This window comes from Tunturibacter empetritectus (assembly GCF_040358985.1).
Classification (GTDB): Bacteria; Acidobacteriota; Terriglobia; order Terriglobales; family Acidobacteriaceae; genus Edaphobacter; species Edaphobacter empetritectus.
The window spans coordinates 2,643,375-2,664,826 of record NZ_CP132932.1; the positions used below are offsets into that span (position 1 = coordinate 2,643,375).

The following is a 21,452-nucleotide window of genomic DNA, read 5'->3' on the forward strand; positions in this document are numbered from 1 at the left end:
AATCGGAGATCGTCCTTTACCGTGGCTGCGCGTCGCGGTCTGACCACGAATCTTCAGGAGATCAAAAGAACGCATGTTTCACCTTTTTGTAACACTCCATTCGCATAGCGCGCCTATCGTCAGCCTCACGCACTCATCTTGAATCCTAGGCGAAACCATAATGGCCACTCCTGTAATACACCCCACCGGATCGTTACTCGACCAGAAGATGGGAAAGTCGTCCCCCGGCAAGATAGGCGGCATTATCTTCGGCGTCCTGCTGATCGGCGGTCTCGGCTACATCGCCAACCGTCTTTACTCCGATCTGCTGCCCGTTCACGAGGGCTCGATCTTCCCCTACCTGCTCCTCGGTCTGGCGTTGTTCATCGCGCTCGGCTTTGAGTTCGTGAATGGCTTCCACGACACTGCCAACGCGGTCGCGACCGTCATCTACACCCACGCGCTTGAACCCCATGTCGCGGTGGTCTGGTCGGGCCTGTGGAACTTCATCGGTGTGCTCACCAGCTCCGGCGCCGTGGCCTTTGCGATCATCTCCCTGCTGCCGGTCGAGCTGATCCTGAAGGTGAGCAAAGGTTCAGGTTTTGCGATGGTCTTCGCGCTGCTGATCGCGGCTATCCTCTGGAATCTGGCCACCTGGTGGAAGGGTCTGCCTGCGTCGAGCTCTCACACCATGATCGGTTCGATCATCGGGGTCGGTGTCGCCAACCAGCTGATGCACGGCACCAGCGGTGTCAGCGGCGTGGATTGGGAGCAGGTCACCAAGGTCTTCAAGGCGCTGCTGATCTCTCCGCTGGTCGGCTTCGGCTGCGCGGCTCTGGTCTTCCTGCTGCTCAAAGCGCTGTTGAAGGATCCGCGGCTCTACAAAGCACCGGAGGGAGCTGCTCCTCCGCCGTTCTACATCCGCGCGCTGCTGGTGCTCACCTGCACCGGCGTCAGCTTTGCTCACGGCTCCAACGACGGCCAGAAGGGCATGGGTCTCATCATGCTGATCCTGGTCGGAACGGTTCCGACGGCCTACGCTCTGAATCACACCGTCGGTGTCAACCAGGTTCAGACCTTCGCGGCGGTCTCGCAGCAGGTAATCGGAGCGATCGGCAACTATATTGATCCGAACACCACGGTGGCCGACAGCGGTCCCGAACTCGAGGCCTTCGTCAGTAGCCACAAGTTCTCCCCGCACACCATGCTTGCGCTGCAGGAGATGGTCGGCGATATCCGCAATGAGGCGACGCAGTACAAGTCGCTCGGCGCTGTGCCGTCGAACATGCAGGCCAACGTTCGCAACCAGATGTATCTCACCAGCGAGACGCTGCGCCTGATGCCGAAGTACGGCCCCAAGGTTAGCGATGCGGATCAAAAGATCTTCAAGAACTACAAGGGCCTGCTGGACAACTCGACCAAGTTCATTCCGCCGTGGGTGAAGGTCGCGGTTGCCCTCGCGCTTGGCCTGGGAACCATGATCGGCTGGAAGCGCATCGTCGTCACCGTTGGGGAAAAGATCGGCAAGACTCATCTGACCTATGCGCAGGGGCTCTCCGCCGAACTGGTTGCCATGCTGACCATTCTTGCCGCCGACCAGTACGGTCTGCCGGTCAGCACAACGCATGTGCTCTCTTCGGGCGTGGCGGGTACAATGGCTGCGAACAAGAGCGGCCTCCAGATGTCCACCCTGCGCGACATCGCTCTGGCCTGGGTCTTCACCCTGCCGGTTGCGGCGCTGCTCTCGGGCTGCCTCTTCTGGCTCTTCAACACGGTCACAAAATAACTCTTTAGAACCTACAGTGAAGAGAGGCCCGCGAAGCAGCGGGTCTTCTTTTTTGCTGGCCGCAAGAACCCGTGCAGCCGCCCCTGATTCGCCTCCAACTCCGGCCACACGGTCTTTTACAACGACTTATCTGAGTCGCAGGGAAGGGGAGCCTTCGCGTTGGTATGCTTAGAAGTACACCAACGAGACTATGAGCCTTAAAGCAAAGATCGAAGCCGTCATCTACGCCTCAGAAGAACCAGTAACGCTGGCCCAGCTGGCCGGTCTCCTCGGCCATGAAGCCCAGGCCGAGCTGGACCACCTCGACTCCGCGCAGCACTCTCTGGCGCTCGACGACGCAGCCGGCTCCTCGCTTGAGCCGCGCTCTCTGGACGAAGACGATCTCAACAGCGAGGTCCTCACTGGAGCCGCCGCGAACCAGGTTGAGTTTCATGCTCAAGCAGAGCCTGACGCCGAAGCGCAACCGCAGGGGGAGGAACTCGACGCACGTCACGCTGAAGAGCTCCATCGCCATCTGCACGAGGCTGCCGCACAGGAAGCAGCCCATGCCCGCGCCCTTCGCGAGCACGCCGCAGCCGATGCCGCCGCCATGAGCACCGCTGACGATCTGGACGCCGACTTGGAAGCCAACCAAGAAGCTCCAGCCAAGGCCGGCCTTCCCGCAGACGCGGTCTCAGAAGCCGAGGCCACCGAAGCATCCGCCGCAACCGAGCAGGGAACCGACCCCTCTGCCGAATCAGCGTCCGCGAACAAGGACGACAAAAAGCTTGCCCGCGAAGCCAGGGAGAAGGACCGTCGCCTCCGCGAATACTTCCGCATCATCCTCGACCAGCTCATCGCCGACTACGCCACCTCCGAACGTGGCCTGGAGATTCGTGAGGTCGCCGGTGGCTACCGCCTTGCCACCAAGCCCGAGTACCACGACGCCGTCCGCGGCTTCGTCAAATCCCTCAAGCCACCCCTGAAGCTCTCTCTCCAGGCCCTCGAAACCCTTGCCGTCGTCGCCTATAAGCAGCCCGTCACCGCCCCCGAGGTCTCTGAGATTCGCGGTGTGGACTCCGGAGGCGTCCTCGGCTCCCTGATGACCCGCAAACTGGTTGCCACCGCCGGCCGCAAACAGGTCATCGGCCGCCCCATCCTCTACAAGACCACCCGCGACTTCCTCCTCCGTTTCGGCCTCAAAGACATCAACGAGCTTCCCAGCATCGAAGAGTTTGAGAAGATGGCCGGCGAGCTGGCCGAACAGGAGGAGATTCCCATGGAACACCACGCACCCGAGTCCGCAGGCGACCTCGAACCCGAGAAGAACCAGACCGAACCCCAGGCCGATGGCGACAGCGGACGAGGCAACGACAGCAATGGAAACAACGGAAGCAATGACGGCGGTGAGAACAGCGAGACCGCAGGCGAAGAGGCCATCGTCGACGGCCGGCTCTCCGGTCTGCCGCCGAACTACGACACCGACCAGACCGTCGACGGCGAAGACTCTCCCGCCCTCGACGCCGAGATCCAGAGCGAACAACGCCACCACTCAGAGGAGGGCTGATAAACCGATGACCCCTTTCAACCTTGACCCCGAACCCGATCCGCGCGACTCTCCCGACAGCCCGGAAGATAACGAGCCTGACACCGTTGCCACCCCCGAGGGTGATGCAGAAGGCCTCCCCGACGCTCCCCTCAAGCCAGCGCCCGAAGGCATGCAGAGGACACGCTTCATCAACACCAACAAACTCTAGTGAACAAAGCAGTAACCCGGCCTAAAGTGCTGGACGCGAAACGCCTCTGCTACGCTGTTGCTGTCTTGCCAGTCCAACTTCGCGCGATGCTACTTCCTCGCTGACTCGCTTCGTCTGTCGCACGATCCAAATCCCGCCCACGGGTACTTCATGATCGCTCTGACCACCGCGGCCGTTCCGCAACCCAATCCCGAGCTCTACTCGCACGTCAAAGTCGTCATCTCGATCATCGTCGGCCTTGGGATCACGACCCTGCTCAAAGGCTTCGCGCAGTTTGTCCAGCATCCTAAACGCGCCAGGGCCTCGCTCCTGCATCTCGGCTGGGCGGCATCGCTTCTGCTCTGGATCATTCACTTCTGGTGGTGGGAGTTTCGTCTCGCCATGGTGCAGCAGTGGACCTTCGCGATCTACTTCTTCGTCATCCTCTACGCGATCCTCTTCTACTTCCTCAGCACTCTGCTCTTTCCCTCGGACCTCGCGGACTACACCGGCTACGAAGACTACTTCCTCTCCCGGCGCCGCTGGTTCTTCGGCTTTCTCGCTGCCACCTTCCTCGCCGATATCATCGACACCAGCCTGAAAGGCGCAGCCTACCTGCACTCCTTCGGCCTCGAGTATCCCATCCGAATCGGTGTCTACCTCGTCCTCTGTGTCATAGCGATGATCACCAAAAATCGGCGCACGCAGCTCACGCTTCTTGCCTTGTCGATCCTCTATCAGATCTCCTACATCATCCGCCTCTATGCTACAGAGTAGAAGGCCGATCGAGACCCACTGCGAACTCCGCGCGGTACAATCGGATCAGCAGTACCCGACCGCGATGAGCAGCCCCGCAGTCAGAAAGCCGGAAACATCATGACGAAGTCCCCCTCCGCTGCAAAGCCCGACGCCAACTCCAAATCCAACGAAGAACCCAAAGGCGACCGCCTTCAGAAGATCCTCGCGCAGGCGGGAATCGCCAGCCGACGCAAAGCCGAGGAGATCATCCTTGAAGGCCGGGTGCAGGTCAACGGTGTCATCGTCAACACTCTTGGCACCCGCCACGACGCACTCAAAGATCACATCCGCGTAGATGGCAAGCTTCTCCACGGTCCCGAGCAGCAGCGCTACTATATGCTCAACAAGCCTCGTGGCTACGTCACCACGCTCGACGATCCTGAGAAGCGCCCGACCGTCATGCAGTTGATGGCCAAGCAGAAGTCCGGCCCCCATGGCGACAACGTTCGCCTCTACCCCGTAGGCCGTCTCGACTATCTCAGCGAGGGCCTCATCCTGATGACCAACGATGGCAACCTGGCCAACGCGCTCTCAAAGGCCGCAGCCGGAGTAGAGAAGACTTACCTCGTAAAGATCAGTGGCACGCCACCTGCGTCCGGCCTCCAGCAGATCCGCAGCGGCATCATGATCGACCGCGGTCGTCTCGACGAGGTCCGCAGCGGCCGTCGCGACCGCATCATCACCTCGCCTGCAAAAGTCGAACTCGTTCGCGGCGGCGACAACCCCTGGTATGAGCTTACTCTCATCGAAGGTCGCAATCGCCAGATCAGAAAGATGTTTGAAGAGATCGGCCACCACGTCGAAAAGATCCGCCGCATCGGCTACGGTGCGCTACGCCTCGACGTCCCGCCAGGCGAGTTCCGCGAGCTCACACTCGGCGAAGTGATGGCACTCGACCGCGCGGCGAAGGGCAAGAAGGTTGTCCCGAAAAAGAAGACGCCCGAGTTTGCGCAGCTTAAATCTCCTGCCAAGAAAAAGTTTACCAAGCCGCGCCGACAGCCCACCGGCAGCAAGTCCGCAAGTCGTCCGCGTCGTCCAAATTAGCCTGTTGTCCATCCGACATTCACCCCTTCGTAACCACATTCAGAGAACGTTTGTCTAACGAAGTACCTGGTTGGTACCCCTGTTTTTCTACGACATTTGATCGCTTGACACACCTCTCTCGACACGCTCAGAATACTCGCGCTATTAACCTTTCGGGTGATGACAATCGCAACCCGGGAGCATCCAATAGGTGCAACAAGGATGTAGTCAAGGAGCAGCAGAGTGGCAATCGAAAAAGCAGTATTTGGAGCAGGATGTTTTTGGGGAGTTGAAGCCCGTTTTGGCGAGATCACAGGTGTTATCGACACGGTCGTAGGATACGAAGGCGGCGACCTCGAACACCCAACCTATAAAGAAGTTTGTACCGACCGCACCGGCCATGCGGAGGTCGTTCAAGTCACCTACGATCCATCCCGCGTCTCATACGAAACGTTGTTGGACGCCTTCTTCGCCCTGCACGATCCCACCCAGGTGAATCGCCAGGGTCCGGACTGGGGCACACAGTATCGCAGCGTCATCTTTACCCACACCAACGAGCACTTCGCCCAGGCCCGAGCCAAGATCGCCGAGCTCAGCGCCGCTGGCTCTTATCGCAAACCAATCGCAACCCAGGTTGTTCCTTCCACCAATTTTTGGAAGGCGGAAGAGTATCACCAGAGATATCTCGAAAAGCGTGGCATGGTGAGCTGCCACATCTAACCTCGTCTCAACACAATCAAAAACGGCGGCAACGATTCCATGTATTCGTTGCCGCCGTTTTCTATCTCCGGCATGCCAGAGAAACTTATTCCGCACGCAGCGCAGTCGTTGGATCAACCGAGGACGCACGTCGCGCAGGCACAATCGCCGCAATCATCGCGACTACGGCAATCAGTAAAGTCACACCGGCCAGCGTAAGCGGATCTGCGGATGACACGCCGTAGAGCTGACTCCGCAGCAGCCAAGCCAGCAGCACTGAGCAGGGAATCGCCAACACGATCCCAATTCCCGCCAGACGCAGCACATCGGCCAGCACCAGACGCGATACTCCCAACCGCGTTGACCCAAGCGCGATGCGAATGCCGATCTCCCGTGTGCGCTGTGCCGTTGAGTACGCCAGTACCCCGTACAAACCAACCGCTGCCAGTAATGTCGCCAGAGCTCCAAAGGATACTGCCAGCAAAGAGATCATTCTCTCGTCGGAGAGATCGTCGTCGATCTGCGCGTCCATCGTACGTAGCGATACGATCGCGAGTTTCGGATCGAGCTGCTGAATGGAGCGTCGGATTGTTGGGAGTTCCTGCGCCGGATCGCCGAACATCCTCAAGTAGAGGAAGAGAATTGCAGGAGTGGGGTTCTGTTTCAATGGGCGAAAACGGGTTGGGGCCACTGCATCGCGAATGCCTTCGTGCTTTGCATCCCGAACGACTCCGACGATCTCGGTATCCAGCTTTGCCTTATTTCCACCGCCGCCAGCCATCTGTCGTCCGAGGCAGCTTTTGGTGTTGCCGCAGAAGTGCTTTGCGAAGGACTCGTTTACGATCGCCACCGATGGATGAGCGAGGTCATCCTCTTCAGTAAAGGATCGTCCTTCGATTACAGGAATCTCCAGCGTTGAGAAGTACGATGGAGTGACAAATGAACTCTCTACTTGAAAGTCATCATCAGGTGGCGCTGTGTATCCAGAGACCGAAACGTTGGCCATCGTATCGTCGCCTGCAAGCTCGGCGTCAGTTGTTGCCGCAACAGACCGAACGCCGGGCAATGTCGACAACTTATCCATGACACGCTGATGTAAAGCTGCAACCGACGATGGGGCATAGCCTGCAAGCACCGGGTTTATACCGAATGTGACCAGGTGCCCGGTAGTGAAACCGACATCGACATGCCGAAGGTTTTGCATGGTGCGTACGAAGAGGCCAGCGCCGACCAGCAGAATAACGCTGAGGCCAACCTGGAGACATACCACCGAGCGCCGAAAGCCGAGCCTGCCTCCAATGCCTGTAGCGCTCTGTTGCCGCAGCTCGCTGGTCAAGTTAGAGCGGCGAAGTTGAAGCGCGGGAGCAAGACTGAAGAAGATGCTTGCCGTAACTGCGATGGCGAGATTGAAGCCAAGCAAACGCGTGTCTACCGAGGAGGCAAAGGCAATATATGCAGTATCCCCGGCGAGTTGATGGATGAGCGCGCGCATGGCAAAGGGGGCGGCCAGCATTCCAAGCAGGCCTCCGGGAAGTCCAATCAGAAGTCCTTCGAGGAGAAGCTGCCTCAGAATTCGAAACGATCCAGCACCGAGAGCCTTCCGCACAGAAAACTCCCGGGCGCGCACCGCCGAGCGGACTAGAAGCAGACTTGCAACATTGGCCGCAGCCATCAACAGAACCAGCAACGCCATTCCCATCACTGCGAAGAGCGGTCTTCGATAGTAATCCCGTTGGTAGGAAAAGCCTCTAGATCCCAGCAACAACTTCATGCGACTGTTTGTCAGAAACTCATCGGTGAAGTGCTGCGACTGTGTGCCCAGTGCCTTCAACTCCTCCGCGCGAAGGGAGTGCCATAGCGGGTTCATCGAAGATTCGGCGTGAGTGCGCGATACTCCTGTCTTGAGCCTGCCAAGAATGTTGATCCATCGATCTTTGTGATTGGCCAGTCGCGTCCCTTTGCCTGGCATCACCTGGTCGAGCATCGACATAGGCACAAAGACGTCTGGCGTCTCCCCCCAGATAGCGCTTCGGAAGCCCGGCGCCGAAACTCCCACGATCTGAAAAGGATGATCATTGATCAACGCAGTGGCGCCGACGATTGCAGGGTCTGCCCCAAAACGGTTCTTCCAGAGATCGAAGCTAACGACTGCAACAGGATTCGCATCAGGCTTCATATCGTCGCTTTGCGTCAGGAGTCGACCCACCGCCGGCCTGACGCCGAGCAGAGTGAAGTAGTTTCCACTGACAAGCTCCGCTCTGCCATGTTGTGGGTCGCCGTTGTAGACGAATCCAATGTCTGCCGGAGCTGTAGCCAGCATTCCGTCGAACACCTGATTCTGATCCCGCAAGTCCTTGTACATCGGATAGGAGAAATAGGCCTCCTCGTCTCCTCCGTGATTACTGAAATGACCCTCCCAAACCTTTCCAGTTCCCTCGAGAACCACCAGTTGCTCCGGCGCGCGCACAGGTAGCGAGCGCAGCAACGCCTGGTCCAGCAGCGAAAAGATCGCCGTATTCGCACCCACGCCCAGCGCAAGGGTCAGTACAGCGGTCACCATAAATCCCGGCGACCGGCGGATCTGGCGAAGCGAAAAGCGAAGGTCCTGCAAGAAGGAGTTCATCTCTGCCTTTCCCCGAAAAACGAGTGACACGCTGCTTCGGTGAGCTTGCAGTTAAGCACACAGCAGTTAAACTACCAATCCTGTGCACGCCCAACCCATTACAAATAAAGGAGCGTCTGACTTCACCTACTTCAAGAGCTGTTCATCCATGGAGCCGCCTGTTCATTTGCGGACGCGACCTCAACGAATTCATAGGCCGGCATGGGTTAGTTTGAGATTCACGACAACAGGTTACCGAAAACCTGTTTTCACCGAATGTCGAGTCAGTTCGGGATCACAGATGGGAAGCCGACTTCTCGTTACGAATGCGCAGAGCATCGCTTTCTGTTCGACGGTTCATAGAGAAGACAGAGCGAATCAGCGTGGCCCAGCGAACCGGTGGAGCATGGGCCTTCCTCTCGTCATCGGAGTGTCGCATGACCGAGGTCTTTATCCCGGCATCCTATGTTGTGTTCTATATTTCTCGGGAGCAGCCTGCCTAATTAGGTCCAGCTTGTGGGAGGGCACCATGATTTTTCGTCTTATAGCTTCCATCAGCCTACTGGTTCTGGTTCTAACGAGCGCACCCGAGTTGACGGCGCAGTCACCGCCGCCGCCTTGTAAGAGCACTGTCACCGGGACACTTGAAGTGGTTCCGTTAGAGAGCAAGGTGTATGGGGATAAACGTCTTCTGCGGGTGTGGCTGCCCAGCGGCTATTCCGGCTCTACGGCTCCCGCGAAGCGGTACCCAGTGCTTTACCTCTTTGACGGGCAGTTCCTTTTTGACCGCTGCACCTCTCAGCCGTTTCCAGATGAGTGGCACGTCGACGAAGCCCTGACGGATTTGATCGCGAACAGAACTGTGATGCCATTGATTGTGGTCGGAATCGACAACGCTGGCCCGGGCCGCCGTGAGGAAGAATACTCTAGGTATGGCGCGATGGCAGACGCACCGCAAAAGCTGTCGGCGTTTATGACGCGAGAAGTCCTGCCGCTGATCGATGGGCGTTACAGGACGATTGCGGACCGGACTCACCGGGGTGTGGGTGGTTCATCGCTGGGTTCAGTCGCCGCGTTGAGTCTTCTGCTGGACCAGCCAGATACGTTCGGCCTGGGCTTGCTTGAGAGCACTTCACTGCAAGTTGGGAATGGCAGAATGCTGCAAGATACCTCGACGATCGTGCAAGGACCGTCTCGCGTCTCCATCGGAGTGGGTACGACGGAGGTGCCACCAGCGGAAGCTGCTGCGCATGGATTTCCTGATTTCGATGTTGCCTTCGTCGCGATGAGCCGGACGCTCGCCGAGAACGTGAAGAAGAGCTTGATGAACCATCCGAAGGTAAAGTTGACGGTCGAGCCGGGTGGGCAGCATCAGCCCAGATACTGGGGAGAACGCTTCGGTCCCGCGGTTACATTCCTGTTCCCGCTGGAGCCAGACGCTACGAAGTAACCGAATGTTTCTCGCATGCCGACTGCATTATGAGGAAGTCCTGATAAGCGCGCTTTCGTTTACCGGTGCCGCCTATATCTCTGATTCGCAGTCCCCCAGAAAGTTGGGTTGTCGGCAGACTCAGTCATTCACTCCAAAACTGTTCAGTTGCGTCCGGCACAGCCTCAATCGTCAATCGCACGGCCACTGTGGTATACTCATCTTGTACTCTGACTAAAAGGAGTACGGGCATCGCAGGCAAAGACTCTTCATGGACTTCGGAGTTTGGCCAGAGACTGCGATTCGCCTCTTCCCACCGCATACCTTCCCGAACGTTGGAAGCCGCGCTGGTTGCTCTGGCTGGAAGGCTCGTCAACGGACGAGTCTCGCCGTGCAGCAGCAGCGCTTCGATTCCCGACAGCAATGCTGACTAATTGAAATCCATGATGCCACGCTGGCATCCCTGCACCCCTATGCCGCTCTATAACGCCCTCTATTCGGGCCACCAGACAGGAAAAACTTTGAACTCCGCAACTCTAGACGCAACAGAACAGAATAATGAGATCACTTCGAAACACCAGCACTCCGCTCCCGAAGCCAACACCGCCGTCGCGAATCCCGCAGGCCTCCCTCTCGTTGAGGATGTTCGCTTCACCGACTTCAACATCTCGGATTCGCTTAAGACCCGCCTCACCAACGCCGGCTTCACCATGCCGACCCCGGTGCAGGCCAAGGCCATCCCGCCCGCGCTCGAAGGCAACGACATCCTCGCCACTGCCTCCACCGGCACCGGCAAGACCCTCAGCTTCCTCATCCCGATGATCCAGCGCATGGACGCAAACTCCGTCCCCAGCACCAAGGGCAAGCGCGGTCCCATCCGTTCCCTCATCCTGCTGCCGACGCGCGAACTCGCCATGCAGGTCCTCGAGGCCTATTGGAAGCTCGTTCCCGGCTCGAAGAGCGACGCTGTGCTCGTCTGTGGCGGTCTCTCCGAGAACAACCAGCTCGACCAGCTCGACCGCGGCCCCCGTCTCGTCGTCGCCACCCCTGGCCGCCTCGAAGACTTCCTCCGCCGTCGCGAGATCAACATCAACTCCGTCGAGATGCTCGTGCTTGATGAAGTCGATCGCATGCTCGACATGGGCTTCCTTCCCGCCATCCGCCGCATCGTCGGCGCGCTGCCGAAGACCCGTCAGACCATGTGCTACTCCGCGACCCTCGACGCCAACATCCGCGAGATCGTCCGCGACTATGTCAACAAGCCCGTCCGCATCGAGATCGGCCAGACCTCAAAGCCGTCCGACCGTGTCGAACTCCGCGTCTACACCGTCATGCAGGACCAGAAGCTCGGCCTGCTCGACCAGATGCTGCGCCAGGAAGAGGGAACCTTCCTCGTCTTCTCGCGCACCAAGCATGGTGCTGACCGCATCTCGAAGAAGCTCGAGAAGCTGGGCCACGATGCCGACGTCATCCACGGCGACCGCAGCCAGTCCCAGCGCACCGCCGCTCTGAAGGGCTTTGCCACCGGCCGTCACCGCGTCCTGGTTGCAACCGACGTAGCCGCTCGCGGCATCGACGTGCAGGACATCGCACACGTCGTCAACTACGACCTGCCCAACGCCTCGGACGACTTCGTCCACCGCATCGGCCGCACTGGCCGCGCCGGCAAGAAGGGCGTCGCCACCACCTTTGTCATGCCCCAGGAGCGTCACGACGCCCGCAAGCTCGAGCGCGAACTAAAGATAAAGTTTGAGTGGCGCGAAGCCGATAAGAACCTTGAGAAGGAAGTCCGCAACGCACCCCTCGACACAACAGCTCAGGGACAGGACCTCATGCAGCTTGAAACCCGCTCCTGGAAGGGCAACGATCCCGTCACACCGATGACGACGCCCAACGCCAACTATGGCGGCAACAAGAGTGGCTTCCGCAGCCGCAACGGTGGCGGCGGCTTCTCTGGCGGACGTAACTCCGGTGGCCGTGGCCCCGGTGGCCGTCCCAACAGCAACAGCCGCCCCGGCAGCAGCCGCTCCGGCCCAGCCCGCCGCGGTCAGTAACTCTCGGCACTCAGGGCACTCAGACATAAAGACGCTCCGCTCTGCCAGCCAACCAGCCGCAGAGCGGAGCGTCCGTCTTTCCGCACACGGCGCTTTATTGAGGCCCGCTATCAGAGAACTGGCAAACTCTAGCGGTCTCTTTATGACTGCGTGAAACAGCATCGTAAAAGCCGACGCCGGCCGTCGGTTAGATTCATCAAACTTCATTGAGATCAAAATCATGTCGGAAAACCTCCCTAACCTGACCGAGTTCAGCGAAATCGTCGCCAACGACAAGAACTTTGTCCTGCGCATCGTTCAACCTGGTCTGGCCGGGCTTATGGACGGCTCCGTCTCTACCCTCGCGCCCATCTTTGCCACCGCGTTTGCCACGCATAACTCGCGCACCGTCTTCCTCATCGGAGCAGCTTCAGCAGTCGGTGCTGGCATCTCCATGGCTTTCTCCGAAGGCCTCTCCGACGACGGCGAACTCACCGGGCGCGGCAATCCCATCTTCCGCGGTATCGTCACCGGCCTGATGACCTTCATCGGCGGCTTTCTTCACACGCTACCGTTTCTCATCCCCAACGTTCACACGGCTCTTACGTGGGCGTACGGAGTTGTCGGCGTTGAGCTCGTCGTCATCGCTCTCATCCGCCATCGCTACTTCAAGACCAGCTTCGCGCTCTCCTGCCTCCAGGTCATCGTAGGCGGTGGTCTGGTCTTCGCCGCCGGCGTTCTCATCGGCCAGTCCTGACCCAGCACCTCCGCAAAGGGAACACCAAAAGCGGCGAATATTCACACCCAAAACGAGAAAATTGATGTACACCCCAGCTAAAATGAAAGTAATACCATGATCTCAGTATCCAACGTCACTATGCGCTATGGCTCGAAGCTCCTCTTCGAGGATGTTTCAGTCACCTTCACTACCGGCCGACGCTACGGCCTCACCGGACCCAACGGCGCCGGCAAATCCACCTTCATGAAGTGCCTCACCGGCGAGATCGACCCCCAAAAGGGAACCGTCGTGAAGCCGAAAAAAATCGGCGTCCTCTCCCAGGACCAGTACGCCTTCGACGCCTACCGCGTCATCGACACCGTCATCATGGGCAACAAGGGCCTGTGGGCTGCGCTTGAAGAGCGCGAGATCATCTACGCCAAGCCCGAGATGACCGACGAAGACGGCTCCCGCCTCGGCGAGCTTGAAGGCATCGTCGGCGACGAAGACGGCTACGAAGCCGAGTCCAACGCCGCCGTCCTCCTGCAAGGCCTCGATATCCCCGACGAGCTCCACGAGCGCAAGATGTCCGAGCTTCAGGGTGGCCAGAAGGTTCGCGTGCTCCTCGCGCAAGCCCTCTTCGGCAACCCCCAGGCCCTGCTCCTCGACGAGCCCACCAACTATCTCGACCTCGAGTCCATCCACTGGCTCCAGGACTTCCTCATCCGCTACAACGGCACCGTCATCACCATCTCGCACGACCGGCACTTCCTCAACAACGTCTGCACCCACATCGCCGACATCGACTACGAGACCATCATCACCTACAACGGCGGCTACGACGACATGGTCTTCCAGAAGACCAGCGTCCGCACCCGCATCGAGAGCCAGAACGAGCAGCGCGAAAAGAAGATCGCGCAACTCAACGACTTCATCGCCCGCTTCTCCGCCGGCACTCGCTCCTCGCAAGTAAACTCCCGCAAGAAGGAAGTCGAGCGCCTCGCCACCAGCGAGCTAGCCCGCTCCAACATCGCCCGCCCCTTCATCAGCTTCAAGATGGAGCGCCCCTCCGGCAAAAACGTCCTCGAGTTCGAGCAGGTCAACAAGAGCTACGTCCAGAAAGACGGCAAGACCGAGCACGTTATCAAGAATTTCACCGGCTCCGTCACTCGCGGCGACAAGGTCATCCTGATGGGCCGCAACGGCCAGGGCAAAACCACTCTCCTCAAAGCTCTGTTGGCCAACGGCCCCGGCATCGACGAGCTAGGCTTCGAAGACAAATCTGTCTCAATCGACTCCGGCTCCGTCAAATGGGGCCACGAGGTCTCCATCGGCTACTTCGCGCAGGACCACAAAGGCTCGATTCAACTCGGCATGACAGCCAGCGACTGGCTCCACCAGTTCGATCCCCAGGCCACCAAGGAAGACATTCGCGGCATCCTCGGCCAGATGCTCTTCAAGGGAGAAGAGGGCCTCAAGAAGACCGACGCTCTCTCCGGTGGCGAAGCTGCTCGTCTGCTCTTCTGCAAGATCATGCTGCAGAAGCCCAACGTCCTCGTCCTCGACGAGCCTACGAACCACTTAGATCTCGAAGCTATCAACGCGCTCAATCAGGCGATCCAGAAGTACGAAGGCACAGTCTTCCTCGTCACTCACGACCAGGATCTCATCGAAGAGGCCGGTACGCGCATCTGGCACTTCGAGGGCGGCCCCACCGACTTCCACATCACCGACCACAAAGGCCCTTACGAGGAGTATCAGCAGCAGCTCGCCATCGTCGCAAAATAAGGTCCTGCCGGACGGGCCCGCTACGCTTGCCACCCCTCGAACGAAGACCTGTTCGCGGGGGCCCCGATCCGAGCGGTCACTTCGTGACGCGTATACCGGTCCCGGCAAGATGAACCTCCACGGTCCTCCCGTTGGTCGAAGATCAATCTCTCCCCCGACCAACGGGAGGACCAGCCGAAGGGGTATACAAGTCACGAAGTGACCGCCGCCCGCGCAGGGCGCCCATCCGGCAGGACATATCCTTCCCAAAAAGTGGGATACTAGAAGTCTCATGCCCACCGTAGAACCCATCAAAAATCGCGGCAAAAACGTCCTCGGCCAACCCCTCGACCTCTGCGGCTGCGAGCCCATGACCGGCTTCTACCGCACCGGCTGTTGCGAGACCGGCCCTGACGACCACGGCGTCCACACCATCTGCTGCGTCGTCGACGCACTCTTCCTCGAAGCCTCCAAGGCCCTTGGCAACGACCTCAGCACGCCCATGCCGCAGTTTGGCTTTGAGGGCCTGAAACCCGGCGACCGCTGGTGCGTCTGTGCCGCTCGCTGGCTGCAAGTCCAGCAAGCCGGAGCAGCCTGCCCCATCATCCTCGAAGCCACCCACGAGAACACCCTGAAGATCGTCCCCTTCGAACTCCTCATCCAATACGCCGTCATCCCCAGCCAACTCCACTAGCTACGTTCTTTCCATGCAAAGCTGCGCCGAATAAACTCAATCTCCTCCTAAGGCCGATCGACGTAATATTTTTCTAACGTTACCAGCCTGCTTAGCAGTTTTTGCGGGAAGTTTAAGAATAAACAAGCAACCACAGCTAGGTTCGTTTCCGGATCGCCGACGACCCGGGACTCTCGGTGCTGTTTTACAGCGTGTCGATGACAACGAGCCTATTTGCCAATAACATCCTTCGATAGACTGGATACAAGTTATGATCAGTCGCGCCAAGGCATCCGAGATGCTCGACCTCTTTTCGTCCGTCAAGCGAGCAAAAGGCTGGGCCGAGACGCAGATGTATGCGCCCTGGGAACTGGGCCCTACCCAGGTTCGCCTGCTTGAATATCTCGCCGAACACAATGGAGTGTCACAATCGCAGCTCGCGAAGGCGACTGACACGGACAAAGCGTTGACGGGCAGGGCGCTGCAAACACTGATCGATCGAGGTTGGCTCCTTAGAGAACGCAGTAGCGAAGACGCACGAGCGTATGTCCTCTCCCTCGCTCCGGCTGGCCGCAAGCTGGTGAAGGAGTTAGGGAAGATGCGTAATCAGGTCATCGAGCGTCTCGCCCGCACGCTCGATAGTCGAGACGTCGACGACTTCCGCCGTATTGCAGGAAAGCTGCTCGCGCCGGTTCAGTAGCATTCTCCGGCAGATCCTTGCGGATAAGTCGAGGCGTGTAGACCGTTGACAATAGTAGATGGGTCTACTATCTTAGTGGTAGACCCATCTACTAAATGGGCTGTGAATACTAAAAAGCACGTATTTCGAGAAAATACACCGAGGATCTTCTATGCAAACATGGACGGCGGCGGACATTGCATCACAGACCGGCAAATTAGTTATCGTGACTGGAGCGATGGGGGGATTGGGATTCGAGACCGCGTTGGAACTTGCGCGGGCGGGCGCAGAGGTCATCCTTGCAGGTCGCAACAAGGAGAAGGGCAGCGTTGCGACACAACGTATACGGCAGCAGGTAGCCTCGGCAAAGGTGCATTTTGAAGATGCAGACCTGGGCAGTCTCGAATCGATCAAGGCGTTTGCAAGCCGGATGCTCAATCAGGGCCGACCCATAGATATTCTGATCAATAACGCTGGAGTGATGGCGCCCCCAAAGCGGGGGTCCACCATCGATGGATTTGAGTTGCAGTTTGGCACCAATCACCTGGGCCACTTCGCTCTCACTGGACGCCTGCTGCTGCTGATGCTCCGTTGCGATCAACCCCGCGTCGTCACAGTAAGCAGCCTCATGCACCGGATGGGCGGTGACATCCATTTCGACGACCTGCAGTGGACGAGCCGGTACAAGCCAAATGCGGCTTATGCGCAATCGAAGCTGGCCAATCTTCTATTCACCTTCGAACTGCAGCGGCGAAGTAACGCGAATGGGTGGGGTTTAATCTCCAACGCAGCACATCCCGGCGCGGCGACCACCGACCTCATTTCAAATGGCGCCGGAATGGACAAGCCGCTCAACATGAAATTTGTGTCTTTGATAGGTCACTCCGCCGCTGCGGGCGCACTGCCAACCCTTTATGCGGCAACCTCACCCGACGCGAAACCGATGAGCTATTACGGCCCGAAAGGACTGTTCGAGCTCAAGGGAGCAGTCGGGCCAGCGATTGTCTCCGGCAAAGCGAAGGATCCTGCCACTGCCACACGACTTTGGGATGTCTCAGAAGAATTGACCGATGTCCGATGGCCGGATACAAGAAGTAATTCTGCTCTCAAGAATATCGCGGCCCAGTAAAGCGCAACCCATTAGTAATCCGTAGTGCTTCCAGTGTTCGTTTTTCCGAAACTACAGACCATCTCTTTTGATGTGGGGGGAATGGTGCGCCCGAGAAGATTCGAACTTCTGACCTACAGCTTCGGAGGCTGCCGCTCTATCCAGCTGAGCTACGGGCGCATACCTCTAGCCTAGCACGATCGCTTCCGGTTGACAGCCCGCGGCCCTTCGGTGGAGCATCATCTCCAGCACTGAAAAGCCTTCCCAACCGCAGCCCAGCGCATCACGAAAGAGAGAACAAGTATGCACCTCCGCTCCCTAGCCTTAGCCGCCTGTTGCACTCTCATGACCACCGCAACCACGCTCCAGATCACCGCTCAAGATGCCAAGCCCCTCGCCAGCCCAGCCGCCACCGCCGAGGCCAGCCTCAACGGCAAGCAACTCACCATCAAGTACAACTCCCCCCGCCTCAAAGGCCGCACCATCGGCACCACCATCGTCCCCTACGGTCAGGTCTGGCGCACCGGAGCCAACCCCGCCACCACCTTCATCACCGCGACAAACCTGAAGATCGGCACCCTCGACGTCCCGGCCGGCACCTACACCCTCTACACCCTGCCCAGCGCCAGCCAGTGGCTCCTCATCGTCAACAAGCAGACCGGCCAGTGGGGCACCGAATACTCCGAAGCCCAGGACCTCGGCCGCACCCCCATGACGAGCAAAACCCTTCCAGCATCGCAGGAGAACATGTCCATCTCCTTCGAACACACCAAAGGAGCCACCACGGAACTCCACGTCAAATGGGCCACCACCGACGAATATGTAACTGTTAAAGCCCAGTAAGCCAGCCGAGTAAGTCAGCTCAGCCAAGCAAGGCCGGCCGGAGAAGTCGAAGCGCGAAACAGAAAACCTACTTCGCCGCTTCCTTCTCCAGTTCGAGCCGATCCAGCCGTAACCGCTCCATCACCGAAGCGACCAGCTCCTTCGCTCCATTCAAATTCATCAACACTGCCTGCAGATCCAGCGCCGGAACCGCAGGATTCCGCGTGCTCGCGCAGTAAACCCCATGCTGCCCAATCAGGACCAGCGCATCGGTCAGCACATCCAGCGTCACCGCCAGCCGTCCGCGCGCCTCTCCCATCATGAACTCATACTTCTCCAGCTCATCCTGCCGATCATAGAAGACAGACACGCTACCACTCCTTCGCGGCCGTATCGACCAGCACCGGCTCCGCAGCCACAGGAGCCTTCCAGCGCAGAATCGGCTTCCTCGCCGCCGTCGTCTCATCCAGCCGCTGCAGCCGCGTCGTATGCGGCGCCGTCTGCACCAGCTCAGGATTCTCTTCCGCCTCCCGCGCAATCTGCTTCAGCGCATCGATCAGCAGATCCAGCTCCTCGCGGCTCTCGCTCTCGGTCGGCTCAATCATCATCGCGCCGTTGACCACCAGCGGGAACGAAACCGTATACGCATGGAAGCCGTAGTCGATCAGGCGCTTGCCCATATCGCCCGTCTTCACGCCGTTCTTCGCCTGCAGCTTGTCCGAGAACACAACCTCATGCAGCGACCGCGTTTTGTACGGCAGCTCAAACGTGCCCTCCAGCTTCGCACGAATGTAGTTCGCATTCAGCACGGCATCCTCAGTCGTCTGCCGCAGCCCATCCGGCCCATTGGCCAGAATGTACGCCAGCGCCCGCACAAACATCCCGAAGTTGCCGTAGAACATCCGCACGCGCCCCACACTCTGCGGCCGGTTGTACTCCAGCCCCAGCTTTCCATCAGCCTTCGTCACCACAATCGGCGTAGGCAGAAACGGCTCCAGAATCTTTTTGCAAGCGACCGGCCCCGACCCCGGACCACCGCCACCATGCGGCGTAGAAAACGTCTTGTGCAGATTCAGATGCATCACATCGACGCCAAAATCTCCCGGCCGCGTCTTGCCCACCAGCGCGTTCATATTCGCGCCGTCCATATACAGCAGCGCGCCCTTCGCATGCAGAATGTCCGCAATCTTATGAATGTCGCTCTCGAACACACCAATCGTCGAAGGATTCGTCAGCATCAGCGCAGCGGTATCTTCATCGACCATCCGCTCCAACTCAGCCACATCCACCATGCCTTGAGCATTCGACTTCAGATTGGCAACCTCGTATCCGCATACGGCAGCAGTAGCCGGATTTGTCCCATGCGCCGAGTCTGGAATCAGAATCTTCTTCCGCGGATTTCCCTTCGACTCGTGATATGCCCGCACCAGCAGGATGCCCGTAAACTCACCATGTGCGCCAGCCGCCGGCTGCAGCGTAATCGTGTCCATGCCGGTAATCTCAATCAGCGCATCGGACAGCGTCTTCATAATCCCCAGGCAGCCCTGCGACAGCGACTCCGGCTGATAGGGATGCGCCTCCGCAATCCCCTCCAGCCGCGCCACGGCCTCATTCACGCGCGGGTTGTACTTCATCGTGCAGCTTCCCAGCGGATACATCCCCAGATCGATCGCATAGTTCCACGTCGAAAGCCGTGTGAAGTGCCGAATGATCTCGATCTCGCTCAACTCCGGCATCACGCCGAGATCCGTCCGCACGGAATCCCCGAGCAGCGCCACCGAATCCACCGCCGGCACATCCAGCTCCGCCAGCCGATAAGCCTTCTTCCCCGGCGAAGACTTCTCGAACATCAGATCTTCATTCTGATTCGTGTGCGTCGTAGCCTTCTTCGGCGTACCTACAAACTTTTCAACTGCCATAGTTAGAACTCCTGCGCATCCGCTGCGCCTCCGGTCTCCGAGTAGCTTCCGGACTCCGGCCCATCCAAATCTTCTTCCCGCAAAGAAAGCCCAAACACCGTTCCATTCTCAAACTCAATCGTCATCGCATCGCCCTCTTCAAGCGAAGCCTGCACGACCTTGTCGTTGATCTGCGCGCACAGTGCATTCCGATACTCCGGCTCTCCGTACGCCACCGAAAACTCCGGAAACAACACATGCGGCCACGCATAAAACGTCAGTAGAGGAGCCTCAAACCGAAGCTGTAGAAAGTCCTCAACAAACTCAACCGCCTTCAACTCCTCCCCAACAATCGCCGACACATCCATCGCTAAGCCTTCTTGCCTGCAAGCGCCGCCGCGACAGCATCCATTTGCTTCCGCGTCGTCAGCTCTGTCGCGCACCATAGGCTCGCATTCGGCCCGAGCTCCGGATACCACTTCGCCAGTGGCAACCCACCGATGATTTTATCGCCAAGCAGAGCAGCGTTCGTCGCCTCGGCACTCTTCGGCAGCTCCAGCACAAACTCATGAAACCGCGGCGCTCCATCAAACAAAACCTTCGCGCCCGTCGAGGAAGAGCCATTCAGCACGCCCTTAAGATAAGCCGCCTTCGCAAGATTCTGCTCCGCCAACTCCTTCATCCCTTGCTTGCCGTACACACTCAGGAAGATCGTCGTCATCATCGCAACCAAAGCCTGATTGGTGCAGATGTTCGAAGTCGCCTTCTCCCGCCGAATATGCTGTTCACGCGTCGACAGCGTCAGTACAAATCCGCGCTTGCCATCCTTGTCCTTCGTCTCGCCGATCAGCCTGCCTGGCATCTGCCGCAAAAACTTCTCTTTGCACGCAATCACGCCACAGTAAGGGCCGCCGTAACCCACAGCCACGCCATACGACTGCGCCTCCAACGAAACAATATCTGCCTCAGCCGGCGGCCGCACGATCCCCAGCGACACCGCCTCCGCGATCGAAACAATCAGCAGCGCGCCCTTCGCATGAGCAACCTCGGCGATCGCCTCAACATCCTCAATCGTGCCAAAGAAGTTCGGCGACTGAATCAACACGCAAGCCGTATCCTTCGTGATCGCCGCATCGAGCGCCGCCAGATCAACCCGCCCATTCGCCGAGTATCCAACCTCGACCGTCGGAATCTCCTGGTGCTGCGCATACGTCGCAATCACCTCGCGATACTCCGGATGCACCGTCCGCGCAATCACCGCGCCATCACGCCCCGTCACGCGCACCGCCATCATGATCGCCTCAGCAGCGCCGGTCGAACCGTCATACATCGACGCGTTCGCAATCTCCATCCCCGTCAGCTCGCAGATCATCGTCTGGAACTCGAACATCGCCTGCAGCGTGCCCTGCGAGATCTCCGGCTGATACGGCGTATAGCTGGTCAGAAACTCACCACGCTGCACCAGCGAGTCGATAATCACCGGCCGATAGTGCCGATAAACTCCCGCGCCCAGAAAGCTCGAATAACCAACCGCATTATTCTCCGCAAACTCGCGAAAGCGATCCAGAATCTCCGACTCCCCATGCTGTCGTGGAATCTTCAGATCGCGCTTCAGTTGAAACTCGGCTGGAATCGTAGAAAACAGATCGTCGATCGACGCCACGCCAATCTCGGCAAGCATCTCCTCGCGATCCACGGGGGACTTCGGTAGATAACGCATCTT

At 58.8% G+C, this 21,452-nt stretch carries 19 protein-coding genes and 1 tRNA gene; 14 read left to right on the forward strand and 6 right to left on the reverse strand.

Annotated features, from left to right (window positions below; genetic code table 11):
- Window positions 1–160: 160 nt before the first annotated feature.
- From RBB75_RS10840 to msrA, 6 genes are all read left to right on the forward strand, one after another.
- A complete protein-coding gene (locus RBB75_RS10840) occupies window positions 161–1,765 on the forward strand; it encodes an inorganic phosphate transporter (protein WP_179636602.1) in 1,605 nt (534 codons plus the stop codon).
- Between the two features lie 190 nt (window positions 1,766–1,955).
- Window positions 1,956–3,311 carry an SMC-Scp complex subunit ScpB gene (gene scpB / locus RBB75_RS10845; RefSeq protein ID WP_353068098.1) on the forward strand — a complete coding sequence of 452 codons (1,356 nt, stop codon included), beginning with the start codon at window positions 1,956–1,958 and terminating at the stop codon, window positions 3,309–3,311.
- 7 nt (window positions 3,312–3,318) lie between these two features.
- Window positions 3,319–3,501 (forward strand): hypothetical protein, encoded by a 183-nt coding sequence (locus RBB75_RS10850; protein WP_353068099.1) that lies wholly within the window; start codon window positions 3,319–3,321, stop codon window positions 3,499–3,501.
- A 150-nt stretch (window positions 3,502–3,651) separates the two neighbouring features.
- Window positions 3,652–4,257: a hypothetical protein gene (locus tag RBB75_RS10855; RefSeq protein ID WP_179636605.1), complete on the forward strand. Its 606-nt coding sequence runs from the start codon at window positions 3,652–3,654 to the stop codon at window positions 4,255–4,257.
- A 99-nt stretch (window positions 4,258–4,356) separates the two neighbouring features.
- The gene (locus RBB75_RS10860; RefSeq protein WP_218884468.1) at window positions 4,357–5,322 is read left to right on the forward strand and encodes a pseudouridine synthase; all 966 of its coding nucleotides are present in this window, start codon (window positions 4,357–4,359) and stop codon (window positions 5,320–5,322) included.
- Window positions 5,323–5,544: 222 nt separating this feature from the next.
- On the forward strand, window positions 5,545–6,021 hold the full coding sequence (gene msrA, locus RBB75_RS10865) for a peptide-methionine (S)-S-oxide reductase MsrA (protein WP_179636606.1): 477 nt from the start codon (window positions 5,545–5,547) through the stop codon (window positions 6,019–6,021).
- Window positions 6,022–6,106: 85 nt separating this feature from the next.
- Here the strand turns inward: msrA and RBB75_RS10870 are convergent, their stop codons facing one another.
- Window positions 6,107–8,623, reverse strand: coding sequence for an ABC transporter permease (locus tag RBB75_RS10870; RefSeq protein WP_353068100.1), 2,517 nt, complete (start codon window positions 8,621–8,623; stop codon window positions 6,107–6,109).
- Window positions 8,624–9,131: 508 nt separating this feature from the next.
- Between RBB75_RS10870 and RBB75_RS10875 the strand changes: the two genes are divergently transcribed.
- The 7 genes from RBB75_RS10875 to RBB75_RS10905 all read left to right on the forward strand — a co-directional run bounded on the left by RBB75_RS10875 (window position 9,132) and on the right by RBB75_RS10905 (window position 17,030).
- Window positions 9,132–10,052, forward strand: a complete 921-nt coding sequence (locus tag RBB75_RS10875; protein WP_179636608.1) for an alpha/beta hydrolase — start codon at window positions 9,132–9,134, stop codon at window positions 10,050–10,052.
- Window positions 10,053–10,552: 500 nt separating this feature from the next.
- A complete protein-coding gene (locus tag RBB75_RS10880; protein WP_353068102.1) occupies window positions 10,553–12,085 on the forward strand; it encodes a DEAD/DEAH box helicase in 1,533 nt (510 codons plus the stop codon).
- A 220-nt stretch (window positions 12,086–12,305) separates the two neighbouring features.
- Window positions 12,306–12,821: a VIT1/CCC1 transporter family protein gene (locus tag RBB75_RS10885; protein ID WP_179636609.1), complete on the forward strand. Its 516-nt coding sequence runs from the start codon at window positions 12,306–12,308 to the stop codon at window positions 12,819–12,821.
- A 96-nt stretch (window positions 12,822–12,917) separates the two neighbouring features.
- Window positions 12,918–14,570, forward strand: a complete 1,653-nt coding sequence (locus RBB75_RS10890) for an ABC-F family ATP-binding cassette domain-containing protein (RefSeq protein WP_353068103.1) — start codon at window positions 12,918–12,920, stop codon at window positions 14,568–14,570.
- A 271-nt stretch (window positions 14,571–14,841) separates the two neighbouring features.
- Window positions 14,842–15,243, forward strand: a complete 402-nt coding sequence (locus RBB75_RS10895) for a DUF2237 family protein (protein ID WP_179636611.1) — start codon at window positions 14,842–14,844, stop codon at window positions 15,241–15,243.
- 250 nt (window positions 15,244–15,493) lie between these two features.
- Window positions 15,494–15,922 carry a MarR family winged helix-turn-helix transcriptional regulator gene (locus RBB75_RS10900; RefSeq protein ID WP_179636612.1) on the forward strand — a complete coding sequence of 143 codons (429 nt, stop codon included), beginning with the start codon at window positions 15,494–15,496 and terminating at the stop codon, window positions 15,920–15,922.
- A gap of 151 nt (window positions 15,923–16,073) precedes the next feature.
- On the forward strand, window positions 16,074–17,030 hold the full coding sequence (locus RBB75_RS10905) for an oxidoreductase (RefSeq protein ID WP_353068104.1): 957 nt from the start codon (window positions 16,074–16,076) through the stop codon (window positions 17,028–17,030).
- Window positions 17,031–17,112: 82 nt separating this feature from the next.
- Here RBB75_RS10905 and RBB75_RS10910 read toward each other — a convergent pair.
- Window positions 17,113–17,189, reverse strand: a tRNA-Arg gene (locus RBB75_RS10910).
- 123 nt (window positions 17,190–17,312) lie between these two features.
- Here RBB75_RS10910 and RBB75_RS10915 point away from each other — a divergent pair.
- Window positions 17,313–17,852, forward strand: coding sequence for a DUF2911 domain-containing protein (locus RBB75_RS10915; RefSeq protein WP_179636614.1), 540 nt, complete (start codon window positions 17,313–17,315; stop codon window positions 17,850–17,852).
- A gap of 67 nt (window positions 17,853–17,919) precedes the next feature.
- Here RBB75_RS10915 and RBB75_RS10920 read toward each other — a convergent pair whose 3' ends face one another.
- From RBB75_RS10920 to gcvPA, 4 genes are read right to left on the reverse strand one after another with little or no spacing between them, the layout of a single operon-like run.
- Window positions 17,920–18,201 carry a hypothetical protein gene (locus RBB75_RS10920; RefSeq protein WP_179636615.1) on the reverse strand — a complete coding sequence of 94 codons (282 nt, stop codon included), beginning with the start codon at window positions 18,199–18,201 and terminating at the stop codon, window positions 17,920–17,922.
- Window position 18,202: 1 nt separating this feature from the next.
- A complete protein-coding gene (gcvPB, locus tag RBB75_RS10925; RefSeq protein WP_353068105.1) occupies window positions 18,203–19,750 on the reverse strand; it encodes an aminomethyl-transferring glycine dehydrogenase subunit GcvPB in 1,548 nt (515 codons plus the stop codon).
- Window positions 19,751–19,752: 2 nt separating this feature from the next.
- The gene (locus tag RBB75_RS10930; protein WP_353068107.1) at window positions 19,753–20,097 is read right to left on the reverse strand and encodes a hypothetical protein; all 345 of its coding nucleotides are present in this window, start codon (window positions 20,095–20,097) and stop codon (window positions 19,753–19,755) included.
- Window positions 20,098–20,099: 2 nt separating this feature from the next.
- Window positions 20,100–21,449 (reverse strand): aminomethyl-transferring glycine dehydrogenase subunit GcvPA, encoded by a 1,350-nt coding sequence (gene gcvPA / locus RBB75_RS10935; protein WP_353068108.1) that lies wholly within the window; start codon window positions 21,447–21,449, stop codon window positions 20,100–20,102.
- Between the last annotated feature and the right edge of the window lie 3 nt (window positions 21,450–21,452).